Origin of the sequence: Methylohalomonas lacus (assembly GCF_024808875.1) — a bacterium.
In the GTDB taxonomy this organism is placed as follows: Bacteria; Pseudomonadota; Gammaproteobacteria; order Methylohalomonadales; family Methylohalomonadaceae; genus Methylohalomonas; species Methylohalomonas lacus.
This window is the reverse complement of record NZ_JANUCT010000018.1, coordinates 40,179-54,145: the sequence shown is the minus strand read 5'-3', so window position 1 is coordinate 54,145 and position 13,967 is coordinate 40,179. Positions and strand designations below refer to the sequence as shown.

At 61.9% G+C, this 13,967-nt stretch carries 9 protein-coding genes and 1 tRNA gene; 5 read left to right on the top strand and 5 right to left on the bottom strand.

Annotated elements, in window-relative coordinates:
• Nucleotides 1–514 precede the first annotated feature (514 nt).
• Nucleotides 515–1,588: a tRNA (adenosine(37)-N6)-threonylcarbamoyltransferase complex transferase subunit TsaD gene (tsaD, locus tag J2T55_RS11385; protein ID WP_259056863.1), complete on the bottom strand. Its 1,074-nt coding sequence runs from the start codon at nucleotides 1,586–1,588 to the stop codon at nucleotides 515–517.
• 144 nt (nucleotides 1,589–1,732) lie between these two features.
• Between tsaD and rpsU the strand changes: the two genes are divergently transcribed.
• The 5 genes from rpsU (at nucleotide 1,733) to J2T55_RS11360 (ending at nucleotide 7,042) form a co-directional block, all read left to right on the top strand.
• Nucleotides 1,733–1,948, top strand: a complete 216-nt coding sequence (gene rpsU / locus J2T55_RS11380) for a 30S ribosomal protein S21 (protein WP_259056861.1) — start codon at nucleotides 1,733–1,735, stop codon at nucleotides 1,946–1,948.
• A gap of 18 nt (nucleotides 1,949–1,966) precedes the next feature.
• Nucleotides 1,967–2,419 carry a GatB/YqeY domain-containing protein gene (locus J2T55_RS11375; protein WP_259056860.1) on the top strand — a complete coding sequence of 151 codons (453 nt, stop codon included), beginning with the start codon at nucleotides 1,967–1,969 and terminating at the stop codon, nucleotides 2,417–2,419.
• 173 nt (nucleotides 2,420–2,592) lie between these two features.
• Nucleotides 2,593–4,344 carry a DNA primase gene (dnaG, locus tag J2T55_RS11370; RefSeq protein WP_259056850.1) on the top strand — a complete coding sequence of 584 codons (1,752 nt, stop codon included), beginning with the start codon at nucleotides 2,593–2,595 and terminating at the stop codon, nucleotides 4,342–4,344.
• A gap of 271 nt (nucleotides 4,345–4,615) precedes the next feature.
• Nucleotides 4,616–6,457 (top strand): RNA polymerase sigma factor RpoD, encoded by a 1,842-nt coding sequence (rpoD, locus tag J2T55_RS11365; RefSeq protein WP_259056848.1) that lies wholly within the window; start codon nucleotides 4,616–4,618, stop codon nucleotides 6,455–6,457.
• Nucleotides 6,458–6,965: 508 nt separating this feature from the next.
• A tRNA-Ile gene (locus J2T55_RS11360) sits at nucleotides 6,966–7,042 on the top strand.
• A gap of 375 nt (nucleotides 7,043–7,417) precedes the next feature.
• Here J2T55_RS11360 and katG read toward each other — a convergent pair.
• The 4 genes from katG to J2T55_RS11340 all read right to left on the bottom strand — a co-directional run bounded on the left by katG (nucleotide 7,418) and on the right by J2T55_RS11340 (nucleotide 13,869).
• Entirely contained in the window at nucleotides 7,418–9,607 is a 2,190-nt protein-coding gene (gene katG, locus J2T55_RS11355; protein ID WP_407660085.1) for a catalase/peroxidase HPI, read from the bottom strand.
• A 390-nt stretch (nucleotides 9,608–9,997) separates the two neighbouring features.
• Nucleotides 9,998–11,599 carry a mucoidy inhibitor MuiA family protein gene (locus J2T55_RS11350; RefSeq protein WP_259056833.1) on the bottom strand — a complete coding sequence of 534 codons (1,602 nt, stop codon included), beginning with the start codon at nucleotides 11,597–11,599 and terminating at the stop codon, nucleotides 9,998–10,000.
• A gap of 62 nt (nucleotides 11,600–11,661) precedes the next feature.
• Nucleotides 11,662–12,411, bottom strand: a complete 750-nt coding sequence (locus J2T55_RS11345; protein WP_259056831.1) for an NADPH-dependent F420 reductase — start codon at nucleotides 12,409–12,411, stop codon at nucleotides 11,662–11,664.
• 111 nt (nucleotides 12,412–12,522) lie between these two features.
• Nucleotides 12,523–13,869: an APC family permease gene (locus tag J2T55_RS11340; protein ID WP_259056828.1), complete on the bottom strand. Its 1,347-nt coding sequence runs from the start codon at nucleotides 13,867–13,869 to the stop codon at nucleotides 12,523–12,525.
• Between the last annotated feature and the right edge of the window lie 98 nt (nucleotides 13,870–13,967).

Genomic DNA, 13,967 nt, shown 5'->3' with positions numbered 1-13,967 from the left:
CCAGGGCATCGGTCGCTTCTCCTGTTAAACCTATGCCGCAAAGTGTTACCCATGTCCCCGGTTCGTTCTGTAACCTATGTCTCCGGTTCGTACCCACCCTATTCCTTCCCCCTTGATGGGGGAAGGAAGGATGGGGGTGAATTAAACATCCTCGATAATTCAATCACCCCCACCCTAACCCTCCCCCGTCAAGGGGGAGGGAACGTAACTGATAAGAGCAGCGCCCCACCGCGAAGCAAAGATTCAGATACCACGCCATAACTGGTTTCCCATTCGGCCCGGGAACGGGCCCCTCGGCAATGGATTCCGTCTCGCCCTTCCGGTCGGCGAGAATGACGGGGATTCGAATACCACGGTGAATATAAACATCGTCATTCCGGAAATCACACAGTGATTATCCGGAATCTTTGCCTGGCCATGCCTTGCAGATTCCGGCTCTCCCTGACGGTCGGCCGGAATGACAGCCTACTGCCCGAAGACCAAAATTCGCGTTAATTGGCGTTTATTTGCGGATTCATTTTTCGCCAGCGGCATGCTCACCGCTCGGCATCCCCTCCAGCTCCATCAGCGGCCAGCGCGGGCGCGGCTGGAAGCCGAGATCGTCCTGCTGTAACCCGGCCTTCATGCGCAGGTAACCGGCGTAGGCGATCATCGCGCCATTGTCGGTGCAGAATTCCGGTCGTGGGTAGTACACGCGGCCGCCGAGTTCAGCGGTCATGTCGGCGAGTTTTGCGCGCAGCTGGCTGTTGGCGCTGACGCCGCCGGCGGCAACCAGCGTCTTCAGGCCGGTCTGTTCCAGCGCCCGACGACACTTGATCGCCAGGGTATCGACCACCGCCTCGACGAAGGCGCGGGCAATGTCGGCACGGGTCTGCTCGTCGATCGCCTCGGCGCCGCCGAGCTGGTTGAGCGTCACCAGCGCCTGGGTCTTGAGGCCGCTGAAGCTGAAATCCAGCCCCGGCCGATCGGTCATCGGCCGCGGGAAGCTGAAGCGGCCGGGCGTACCCTGGCCGGCCAGTTTCGACAGCGCCGGGCCGCCCGGATAGCCCAGACCGAGCAGCTTGGCGGTCTTGTCGAAGGCCTCGCCGGCAGCGTCGTCGATCGATTCGCCCAGCATCCGGTAGGCGCCGGGGGCGTCGACCTCGACCAGCTGGGTGTGACCGCCGGACACCAGCAGCGCCAGGAACGGGAATTCCGGTGCATTGTCCTCCAGCATGGGCGCCAGCAGATGGGCTTCCATGTGGTGGATGCCCAACGCCGGCACGCCCCAGCCGTACGCCAGGCTGCGGCCGATGGCCGCGCCTACCAGCAAGGCGCCGATCAGGCCCGGTCCGGCGGTGTAGGCGACCGCGCCGATGTCGCGGGGCGCCAGGCCGGATTCGGCCAGCACCCGCTGGATCAGCGGTACGGTGCGGACAATATGGTCGCGCGAGGCCAGTTCCGGCACCACGCCGCCGTAGACGGCGTGCAGGTCGACCTGGCTGTGCAGGGCATGGCCGCGCAGGCCGTTTTCGCCGTCATAGATGGCGATCCCGGTCTCGTCGCAGGAGGTTTCGATGCCGAGCACGCGTAGTGGCTGACGGGTCATGGGGCCTTAAGTCCTGATCTGTACTGCATTAATACTTTGCATTTAGCCGGTGAGCTTACTAAAATTGCTGGCTTTTCCGGGCCCGGATGGGATCCCCGGTCCGACTGAGCCCGTAAATTAACCGAATTGGAACAAAGGAGCACTATGCCTTCCGTAAAAGTCCGTGAGAACGAACCGTTTGAAGTCGCCATGCGCCGTTTCAAGCGTTCCTGCGAAAAGGCCGGTATTCTGGCCGATGTCCATCGCCGTGAATACTATGAGAAGCCGACCCAGGTGCGTAAGCGCAAGGCTGCCGCTGCCGTTAAGCGTTACCAGAAGAAACTCGCCAAGCAGTCCGTGCGCCGTCCCCGCAACTACTGACAGCCCACCACAATACCTATGAGCAGCACGCTGAAACAGCGCATCACCGATGACGTCAAGCAGGCGATGCGCGACAAGGACAAAGACCGCCTTGGCGTGCTGCGCATGATTACCGCGGCCATCAAGCAGAAGGAAATCGACGAGCGCACCGAGCTCGACGATAACGCGGTGCTGGCCGTGCTCGACAAGATGGCCAAGCAGTACCGTGATTCCATCCAGCAGTACCGCGATGCCGGCCGCGACGACCTGGTCAATAAAGAGACCTACGAACTCAACATCATCACCGAGTACCTGCCCGAACAGCTCAACGACACCGACCTCGAGGCGCTGATCAATAACGCGATCGAGGAAACCGGGGCCAGCGGCATGGCTGACATGGGCAAGGTCATGGGCGTGGTCAAGCCCAAGGTCCAGGGCCGCGCCGACATGGGCGCCGTCAGCGCCAAGGTCAAGTCGCTGCTGGGCGGCTGACAGAGTCGTCTTTACAAGCAGCCCGTTTTCGGGTCATTGGTGACTGGTAATTCGTGAATGGCCAGTCCCCGTCTGATACCGGCCATTCACGAATCACTATTCACCAGTTACTTTATCCGGGTTGTCGACCGGGACAACACCTCGCCCCGGTCGTGATTTATACTGGCCACCCTATGGCCGGCCTGATCCCACAGCACTTCATTGACGACCTGCTGTCGCGCATCGACATCGTCGATGTCATCGACGGCTACGTGCCGCTCAAGCGCGCCGGTCGCAACCACCAGGCGCGCTGCCCGTTCCACGACGAGAAGACGCCGTCGTTCACCGTCAGCCAGGAAAAGCAGTTCTACCACTGTTTCGGCTGCGGCGCGAACGGCACTGCCATCGGCTTTCTGATGGAACACGCCGGCATGACTTTCCCCGAGGCGGTCGAGGAACTGGCCAACCGCGTCGGCCTGACGGTGCCGCGCGAGGGCGGCGACAGCACGCCGCGCTCGAGCGACGACAAGAGCGACTTCTACGAGCTGATGGAAATGGCGGTGCGCTACTACAGCCGCCAGCTGCGCGAACATCCGGAACGTGAGCGAGCGATTGCTTACCTGAAACAGCGCGGTCTCAGCGGCGAGCTGGCGGCCGAATTCGAGATCGGCTTCGCCCCGCCCGGCTGGGACAACCTGCTGTCGAGCCTCGGCAAGTCGGAAGACTCAGTCAAGCGGCTGGCCAGCATCGGCCTGCTGGTCGAGAAGGAGTCCGGCCGCGGCCACTACGACCGCTTCCGCGACCGCATCATGTTCCCGATCCGCGACCGCCGCGGCCGGGCCATCGGCTTCGGCGGCCGCGTGCTCGGCGACGGCGAACCGAAATACCTGAACTCGCCGGAAACACCGATCTTCCACAAGGGCTCGGAGACCTACGGCCTGTACCAGGCGAAAAAGGCCATGCGCCAGCTCGACCGCTTCTACATCGTCGAGGGCTACACGGACGTGCTGGCACTGGCGCAAAGCGGCGTGCGCAACGCCGTCGCCACGCTCGGCACCGCCTGTACCAAGGAGCACCTGGAACTGCTGTTCCGCCACGCGGCGCAGCTGGTGCTGTGCTTCGACGGCGACAGCGCCGGCCAGAAAGCCGCCTTCAAGGCCATGGAAACCGCCCTGCCCCTGCTCCGCGACGGCCGCGAGGTGGATTTCCTGTTCCTGCCGCCGGCGGACGACCCGGACACCTTCGTCCGCCGCGAGGGCCAGGCCGCGTTCACCGATCCGGCGCGTCTGACGCCACTGTCGGACTACCTGATCCAGTACCTGCGCCGCGAGATCGACACCTCCAGCCGCGAGGGCAAGGCGAAGCTGTCGGACCGCGCCATGCGCTACACCCGCCAGCTGCCCAGCGACAGCCTGCGCGACCTGATGGTGCGCAAGATCTCGGACATCACCTTCATGGACGAGCACGAGCTGCAGCGCCAGCTCGGCAACGACACCCCGGCGGCCGCGCCGCGCGGCCCGCGCCACAGCGGCAGGCGCCACGCGCCGTCGCTGGTCAGCCACACCATCGCCCTGCTGCTGCAGCAGCCGGCGCTGGCGCAGGAAGTCGACAACCCGCAGTCGCTGGCAAGGGTCGACATGCCGGGCATGGCCTTTCTGGTCGAGCTGCTTGAATTCATCCACGCCCATCCCAACATAAAGACAGCCGGCATCCTCGAGCACTGGCGCGACAGCCGCTACGGCCGCCGCCTCAGCGAACTGGCCGCCACCGACTTCGACGAGCAGGTCAACCTGGCGGCGGAATTCCGCGACTGCGTGACCCGGCTGCAGAAGCTGCAGCGCGGCCGGCGGCTGCAGGAACTGCGCCAGATCCCGTGGCCGGAACTGTCCGAGGCGCAGAAAGAGGAACTGCGCGCCCTGACCTCGGCGCCGGGCCCGGCCGAGTAGTCAGGGCGAACCACCGGGCCGCCCGGTGGTCTGATATTGAGCCAGTCAGGACCCTGGCCGCGCCCGGGGCAGAAGAGCCAACTCATTGATATACATAATGATTATTGGCGCAACCCGGTACGGAAACGGGACTGGCGACGGCGCCGCGACAGCAACTTAATCTGGCTGTAATGCGGCAAATGGTATATAATCGATAGGCTATGTTTCGCCCCCGTCTGCGGGGCAAAAATTTTTCTATTCAACACGTTAACGCGACACTTTAAGGCACTCTATGGCTGACCCAATCGAGCAACTCGACCAGGAAGACGAACAGTCGCAACTGAAACTGCTGATTGCCAAGGGCAAGGAGCAGGGCTTCCTGACGTACCATGAAGTCAATGATCACCTGCCCGAGGATATCGTCGATCCGGAACAGATCGAGGACATCATCAGCATGATTAATGACATGGGTATCACCGTCCATGAAGCGCCGCCGGATCTCGACATGCTGATTGGCGACGAGGCGCGCAGTGCGGACGATGATGCGGCGGCCGAAGCCGCGGCCGCGCTCGCCAGTGTCGACGCCGAGTTCGGCCGTACCACCGATCCCGTGCGCATGTACATGCGCGAGATGGGCACGGTCGACCTGCTCACCCGCGAGGGCGAGATCAAGATCGCCAAGCGTATTGAAGAAGGCATCAACCAGATGCTGGCCGCGCTCGCCAGCTATCCGGGCACCATCGACATGCTGCTGGCCGGCTGGGCCAAGTACGAGGACGGTGAGCTGAAGCTCGCCGACATTGTCGTCGGTATCGTCAACAACGACGAGTACAACGGCCCGAACACCGAGGCCGTGCCGGCCAACCCGAACGCCACCGCCGCGGACAACGACGAGGACGAGTCGGACGACGAGGCCGCCGACAACTCGCTCGATCCGGAAGAAGTGCGCGTGCGCATCGCCGCCATGGCCAAGCAGTACAAGAAGCTGCTAACGGCGCTGAAGAAGTACGGCAAGGACCACAAGTCCAGCGAGAAGGCCCAGTCCGTGCTGACCGAGATGTTCATGGAGCTGCGCCTGGCGCCGAAGTTCGTCGAGATATTGACCAACAACGTGCGTCACGTTGCCGACAGCATCCGCGCCGAGGAGCGCAACATCATGAACGTCTGCATCAAGCAGGCGAAGATGCCGCGCAAGGAATTCATCGAATCCTTCCCCGGCAACGAGGCCAACCTCGACTGGGCAAAGAAGATCGCCCGTTCGCGCAAGAAGTACGCCGCCGGCGTGAAGGAAAACCTCGACGACATCCTCAAGGCCCAGGAACGCCTGGTCAATTCCTTCGAGGGCAGCTACCTGACCATTCCCGAGATCAAGGAGATCAACCGCAAGGTCTCCATCGGCGAGGCCAAGGCACGCCGCGCCAAGAAGGAAATGGTCGAGGCCAACCTGCGCCTGGTGATCTCGATCGCGAAGAAGTACACCAACCGCGGTCTGCTGTTCCTGGACCTGATTCAGGAAGGCAACATCGGCCTGATGAAGGCGGTCGACAAGTTCGAATACCGCCGCGGCTACAAGTTCTCGACCTACGCGACCTGGTGGATTCGCCAGGCCATCACGCGCTCGATTGCCGACCAGGCCCGCACCATCCGTATTCCGGTGCACATGATCGAGACGATCAACAAGCTCAACCGCATCAGCCGCCAGATCCTGCAGGAGATGGGCCGCGAGCCGACGCCGGAAGAGCTAGCCGAGCGCATGGAAATGCCGGAAGACAAGGTCCGCAAGGTACTCAAGATCGCCAAGGAGCCGATCTCCATGGAGACGCCCATCGGCGACGACGAGGACTCGCACCTGGGCGACTTCATCGAGGATACCAACACCAAGGCACCGATCGACTTCGCCAGCTTCGAGGGCCTGCGCCGCTCCACCCGCGACGCACTGGAAGGCCTGACCACGCGCGAGGCCAAGGTGCTGCGCATGCGTTTCGGCATCGACATGAATACCGACCACACGCTGGAGGAAGTCGGCAAGCAGTTCGACGTCACGCGCGAGCGCATCCGCCAGATAGAGGCCAAGGCCCTGCGCAAGCTGCGCCACCCGAGCCGCTCGGACCAGCTCCGCACCTTCCTCGACTAAACCCCGTTCCCACCTCCCCCTTGATGGGGGAGGTCGGTGCGTCAGCACCGGGTGGGGGTGAATAAACCAACAGCGCGCAGCGCACCCAATCCCCTCCCCCTCGATGGGGGAAGCAAGGATGGGGGGATAAACCTGCCACCGAACTTAAAAAATCCCCTTCTCCGCCAGGAAAAGGGGATTTTTTTTATCCCCCAAACGCTATTCCCAGCAACCCCACATCCGTTATAATTCAGCCCTTTACAAGCCCCGAGCCGAATATAAAAGCGCCCATCACTGGACGCCCGTTTTTATTCCAAGCTAGCATCAGCCCAATAACAGGGCCTGTAGCTCAGTTGATTAGAGTCAGGGGGTGAGGCATGACCGACATGCAATGTCGCAGCATGCCGAACGGGCAGTCAGAATGACTGCCCCGGATCACTCACCACGAGTGAGTGACATAATCCCGCAACAAGCCGGGTTCGATAGCCGGCTTGTTGGCAGCAATAGAATTCAGTACGTCCTTCCCGAAGGGCCTGTAGCTCAGTTGGTTAGAGCAGGGGACTCATAATCCCTTGGTCGTAGGTTCGAGTCCTACCAGGCCCACCAAATAATAGAGTCAACCCTGATTAATTTTGTATATTAAGGGCCGGCCAAAATGCTGGGTTTAATACCTACATTATAGCGTTTTTATTTTTTCGGACACGTGTAGTAAGAAGCTCCATATTATGTTCCACATTATATATATTGTGGCTCCTCGAACGTACGATCTGCTGTAACTAGAATCGCACTCACGACAGATCGTTTACATGAACAGATTAGTCTTGAGCGATTTGTAATCGTAAATTGTTATGATACTCCACAGTCCCGCTAGAAAGTTTATATACTACAAAACAAAACGGCGGCGCCAATAAGCGCCGCCGTTCCTTTACCTCTACCCTGAAAACTTAACTGCTTTCCGGGTTATTTCACTCACCCACTTGATCAGGACAGATCGAACCGATCAAGCGTCATCACCTTGGTCCACGCGTCGACGAAGTCGCGTACGAACTTCTCTTCTGCGTCGTCGGCGGCATAGACTTCGGCCACGGCACGCAGCTCGGTATTCGAGCCGAAGATCAGGTCGACGGGGGTAGCCGTCCACTTGAGCTTACCGCTCTTGCGGTCATGGCCCTCGTATATGCCCTCTTTGTCGGATGACTTCGACCACTTGGTGGACATGTCGAGCAGGTTGACGAAGAAGTCGTTGCTCAGCGTGCCCGGCTTGTCAGTGAAGACGCCGTGATCGGCCGCGCCGGTGTTGGCGTCCAGGCTGCGCATGCCGCCGACCAGCACGGTCATTTCCGGCACGGTCAGGGTGAACAGGTTGGCCCGCTCGACCAGTGCCTCGGTCGGTGAACGACCGCTGACATCACTGTAGTAGTTGCGGAAGCCATCGACTTTCGGTTCAAGCACGTCGAACGATTCGACGTCGGTCTGTTCCGGCGTGGCATCGCCGCGGCCCGGTTCGAAAGGTACTTCGACGTCATGGCCGGCCTGTTGGGCGGCCTGTTCAACGGCGGCGGCACCGCCGAGGACGATCACGTCGGCAAGCGACACGCGCTTGTCACCGGACTGGCTGTCGTTGAAGTCCTTCTGGATGCTTTCCAGTTGCTGCAGAACTTTATCCAGCTCATCCGGGTTGTTGACCGGCCAGTTCTTCTGCGGCTCGAGACGCACGCGGGCGCCGTTGGCACCGCCGCGCATGTCGGTGCCGCGGTAGGAGGCGGCCGAGGCCCAGGCGGTTCTGACCAGTTCCGGAACGCTCAGGCCGGAATCGAGGATTGCCGCTTTCAGATCCGCGATATCGCTTGCGTCGATCAGCGGGTGATCGACTTCGGGGATCGGGTCCTGCCAGATCAACGGTTCGTCCGGCACATTACCGCCGACGTAGCGCGCACGCGGGCCCATGTCGCGGTGGATCAGCTTGAACCAGGCCTTGGCGAAGGCTTCCTCGAATTGCTCCGGGTTCTCCAGGAAGCGTTTGGCGATCTTCCGGAACTCCGGATCCTTCTTCAACGTCAGGTCCGTGGTGAACATGATCGGCGCGTGTGTTTTCGAGTCATCATGCGCATCCGGCACGAACTTGACGTCCTCGGCGTTCTTCGGCACCCACTGGGTTGCGCCCGCCGGGCTCTTGGTCTTCACCCATTCAAACTTGAACAGGTTTTCCAGAAACTGCATGGACCAGGTCACCGGGGTAGCCGACCAGGCACCTTCGAGGCCGCTGGTGACGGTGTCCTCGGCATTGCCCTTGCCACACTCGTTTTTCCAGCCCAGGCCCTGCTGCTCGACAGGCGCGGCGGCGGGCTCGGGCCCCACGCACTCGCCGGGATCGTGGGCACCGTGGGCCTTGCCGAACGTGTGGCCGCCGGCGATCAAGGCAACGATCTCCTCATCGTTCATCGCCATGTTGCCGAAGGTCGCCCGTATATCCTTGGCCGCGGCGACCGGGTCCGGGTTGCCGTTGGGCCCTTCCGGGTTCACATAGATCAGGCCCATCTGCGTCGCGCCGAACGGCTTTTCCAGCTCGCGATCGCCTTCGTGGCGTTTATCGCCGAGCCATTCTTTCTCCGGGCCCCAGTAAACCTTGTCGGGTTCCCAGTCGTCCACGCGGCCGCCAGCGAAGCCGTAGGTCTCGAAGCCCATGGATTCCATGGCAACGTTACCGGTAAGCGCCATCAGGTCGGCCCAGGAAAGCGAGCGACCGTATTTCTGCTTGATCGGCCAGAGCAGACGCCGCGCCTTGTCGAGGCTGACGTTGTCGGGCCAGCTGTTGAGCGGTTCGAAGCGCTGCTGGCCGCCGCCGGCGCCGCCGCGTCCGTCATGCACGCGGTAGGTGCCCGAAGCGTGCCAGGCCATGCGAATGAATAACGGCCCGTAATGACCATAATCCGCCGGCCACCAGTCCTGCGATGTGGTCATCACCTCCTCGATGTCCTTCTTCAGGGCCTCGAGGTCGATCTTCTTGAATTCCTCGGCGTAGTCGAAATCTTCGCCATATGGATTGGACTCGGGTGAATGCTGGCGCAGCGGCTCGAGATCCAGCTGATCCGGCCACCAGAATTCATTCGACTTGGCTTCACTCCCGGCAAAGGCGCTTGATGATACGAACGGCGTCATCACCACCGCCATCGCCGTCAGCAATGGTATCGCTTGTTTAAACATTGCAGATCCTCCTCTTCTTCTTTATTTATATTCAGTCTAAATCGTAGTTCGCCGGGATCAGTGGGTGAAATTAAATAAACTCATCCTGATCATTGAGAAAAACAATAAGGGGGCTTGTCCGCTGTTGGCCGCGCAGCGGGTGTCAAGGCGGAAACACGCAAAAAGATTCGTTATTCAGTCGGATATGGACATGATGCGCTGCCGCAAGTGGACGCGGCGCCGGTGCGGGTTGCCCGACTGGGGAAGGAATGGGAATTTTTCACGAAGCAACGGTGCGAACATCGCCGCGCCGGCAATCGCCAGGCGATTGCTGGGGTGATGTGTCTTATGGGCTGGTGAAGCAGCGCGATGATGCGATCACATGCCGCGCAACTCCCTGCCCTCCGGATAACTGATCCGGTAGCCGAACCGGAGGCGCCGCGAGTCATTGTCATCGAGATCGAGATGCCAGGCCATGACGCCCTTATCGCCGTCGACATCCTTTTCATCCGGCTCGACGGAATAGTTCGGCTCGACCTCAATGTCCTCATTCTTCGCCACCGGCATGCGAATCAGCGCCGTAACCGGCAGACTGCGGTCATGATGGTTGATGACTTCCAGGGTATAGTCGCGAACGAGCGTTGACTTTGAGGTCACCCAGCCGCTCTTGCCGGTCTCGTCCTTCGTCGGCTTGAAGCTGACCTCGATGCTCGGGTCGATGCCAAACGCCAGCGTGCGTTCCTCGCCCGGTGCCCAGCCGTCCAGCCGGCCTTCGCCGATGTAGGCACCGTCGCGGAACCGGGCGATGCGGCCCGGCGGCAACGGGCCCGCGCCGTCCCAGGTAGTCTCGGCAACCAGCCAGGCACGCGGGTCGATCTGCGGCAGGGTCTCGGCGCCGATCACCGCCGTCAGGTCATGACTGCCGATCGGCAGTTCGCGCGGTTCATTGCCGGCCGCGATGGTCACGCGGCCATCGATGAGATAGGTCGCGGCGAACTCGGCGTTGACGGTCTGCGCGGGTGCCTCGGCCTGCTGGGCGGCACCGACACCATCCATCGATTCCATCATCACGGCCTTGTCGGCGCGCGGCATCGGTTCCACTTCCGGGGCGAAGTCGATCCACCAGGGGTCGAGCTGCGGCTGTTCGCCGTGCACGGGCTGCGAAGTCGACAGCGCCAGTGTCACGTCATTCCAGTCCTCGCCGGTGGCCTGGCTGACGCGCGCGCTGCGGTTCAATGTCACCTTGCCGGCGCTTGTATCCAGTCGGGTTTCGTAGCGCGGCTGCCAGCTCGGACCGCGCACGCGGTAGCTGAGTGTCAGCTCGGCCCTGCCGGCGCCGTTTGCCCGGTACGGCACGCTGACCCGGACCATTTCCGGGCGGCTGCGGCCGAGCTGATTAAGCTTCTGCTGCAGGGTTTCGATCTGCTTATTCAGATCGGCGGCCGCGCGTTCGGCGACGCGCTGGCGCTCGCGGGCCGCGCGCGAGCCGTTGCCGATGCGCTCCCACAGTGACGCCCAGTTCTCCGCGCCGCCGTCGTTCATCAATGCCTCGGCGGCCTTTTCACCCTGCGGCAATCCGGCCAGACCCTCGATGAAGGTGATCTCGTTGCCGGCCGCTGCGGCGCGGTCGAAGGCATCCTGCTGCTGCCTTTGCAGCTCCTCGATCCGGTTCTGAAGCTCACGTTCGCGCTCGCGCGGTGACTCGCCGACCGGTTCGCGCGTAGTCTCGACACCGCCGATGCGGACGTTGCCATCAGTAACAGCCACGCGCACGCTGCCGTCAATCAGTGACGCCGGCAGGTGGCTGAAGACCAGGTCGCCGCGGCCATCCTGCAGATCGACCGAGGCGACGCGTTCAATTTCAGCTACATTGCCGGGATAGAGGGTGACAGCGTCGATGCGTGAATCGACATCGGCGGCCAGCGCCGGCGCGACCAGACAGACAACACCAAACAATAACGTCCTGTAGAGATAGTGCATGGGCTTGTGCCTCCTTTCAGGCCGGCCGATGATCTACCGCCCAATATACCGGAGTGCGTTGCCTACTGCAGGGCCTCGCGCAGTTCGTCGGCGGTGAGCGTCTGCAGAAACAGATCCGAGCCGTTATCGAACTTGCGGCCCTGCTCCAGGCCGCCGGCAATCACCGGCGCGAAGCCGGCGTCCCGGACCAGCTGCGCGGCCGTTTCCAGTGCCTCCTCATCATCACCGGCCAGCGGCACGGCCAGCTTCTTGCCATCGCGATGTGCTTCACTGGCGAAGGTGCGGTAGTTGATGGAATTGAACACCCGCACGATACGCGCCTGCGGCAGGAATTCCCTGGTCGCGACACCGGCGCCCTTGTCCAGCGCCTTTTCGGCCATCGGGCCGTCGCGGCCGGGGAACGGGTTGCCGGCGTCGAGCACGATCTTGCCTGCCAGATCGTCAGCATAATCGTCGCTGATCTGCGGCATGGCACCGTAGGGCACGGCCAGCAGAATGACGTCGCCGAATTCAATCGCTTCGGCGACCGTGCCGGCGTGGGCATTCGGACCGATGCGCTCGACCATGGGCTTGAGTTCGTCCGGGTGGCGCGAGGAAAAGAACACCTCGTGACCGGCGTTGGCGAACAGTTCGCCGACGGTACCGCCGAGATCGCCGGCGCCGATGGTGCCGATCTTCATCGGCTCATCGGTTTGCGGCGTAGCTTCCTGCGCGGCGGCGGGCAGCATGGCAGTGGCCAGAAAAACGCTCAGGGTCATGGCGAGGGTGGCAATGGCGGTTCGTGTTCCGCCGGTCATGATAGTGCGTCGCATGTTGTCTCCGAGAAGGTGCTTTATGGCAAGCATAGTCGATTGTCTGAAATTGACGATGCCAGCATTCACCATGAGCGGCAAGTGTCCGGGCTGGCGGGACAAGAACCGCACTCACTCACGGGCCTGCTGTTTTACCGCCCACAGATAAACCGGTACGCCGCTAGCCAGTATGGCGACGCCGATGACGGCACCGAGGCCGGTGTAGGTCAGGCTGGAATACAGCATGCCGGCACAAGCCAGCAGAAACAGCAGCGGGACCAGCGGATATAACGGCACGCGGTAGGAGTTTGTGTCGCCGCCATGCTGGCGCCGGAAGACGAACAGCGTCGCGGTGGTCAGCATGATGAAAAACCAGAACACCGGCGCGGTATAGTCGACGATGGTGCTGATCGATTCCTCGAAAGCCGCGCCGAGTGCGACCAGCAGCAGGGCAATGGCGCCCTGGACGAGCAAGGCATGCACCGGCGTGTTGCGCCGGCCGTTCCAGCGACCGATGAAACGCAGCAGGCCGAAATCGCGACCGAGCGCGTAGTTCGTGCGGGCGCCGGTGATGATGGTGGCGTTGGCGGTCGACAGCGCGGCAAGCATTACAATGACACTGACGATGATCGAACCGATGTCACCGAAGATCCGTTCGGCCAGTAGTGAAGCGACGGTGTCGGCCTCGCGCAGTCCTTCAAGACCGAGCACGTGCAGATAGGCCGCATTCACCAGTAGATACAAAAGGGTGATGGTACCGATGGCATACATCAGCACGCGCACCATGTTACGGCGGACGTCGTGCAGTTCCGCCGACAGATAGGCGGCCTCGTTCCAGCCGCCGTAGGTCAGCAGCACGAAGATCATGGCCATACCGAGGGAACCGTCGCCCAGGAGACTACCCATCGTATCATCAGCGGGGGCGGGGGCCGGGACCGGCGCTGACGGCACGCTGATCAGTGCGGCGATGGGCAGCAGGATCAATAACGCAATGATCAGACCCGTAAACAGGTTCTGCGCGCGCCGCGAGTGACGCGTGCCAAGCATGTTTAGTACTGTCAATACTATGATCGTTAGCGTCGCATAGACCGCAGCCCCCCAGGGCCCGATTGGCAGCAGCTGGCTGGCGTAGTCGCCGAGTATGAATGCGATCAGGGCAATGGAGCCGGTTTGGATCACCGTCATGCGTGCCCAGGCAAACAGAAAGGCCGGCGGCCGGCCGAAGGCGCGGCTGAGGAAATGATACTCGCCGCCGGCGTCGGGCCTGGATGCCGCGAGTTCGGCGTAGCATAGCGCGCCGAGCAACGATATGACGCCGCCGGCGAGCCAGAACAGCATGAACTGCAGGCCGCTGGCGGCATGATCGGCGACAATGGGCGGCAGGCGGAATATGCCGATGCCGACGACGACGCCGATCACGACCGCCACCGAACTCGGTATTGTGAATCCGGGCTGCGGCTGGTTATTTAGACGGGCCATTGCGGTGTCTTGCATACAAACCAGGTGCGTGTCGTTTCTGGCTATGACCTATATTGCCGGTGCGAATTCTCGCGCCGGCACATTCAATGTTTACTGTC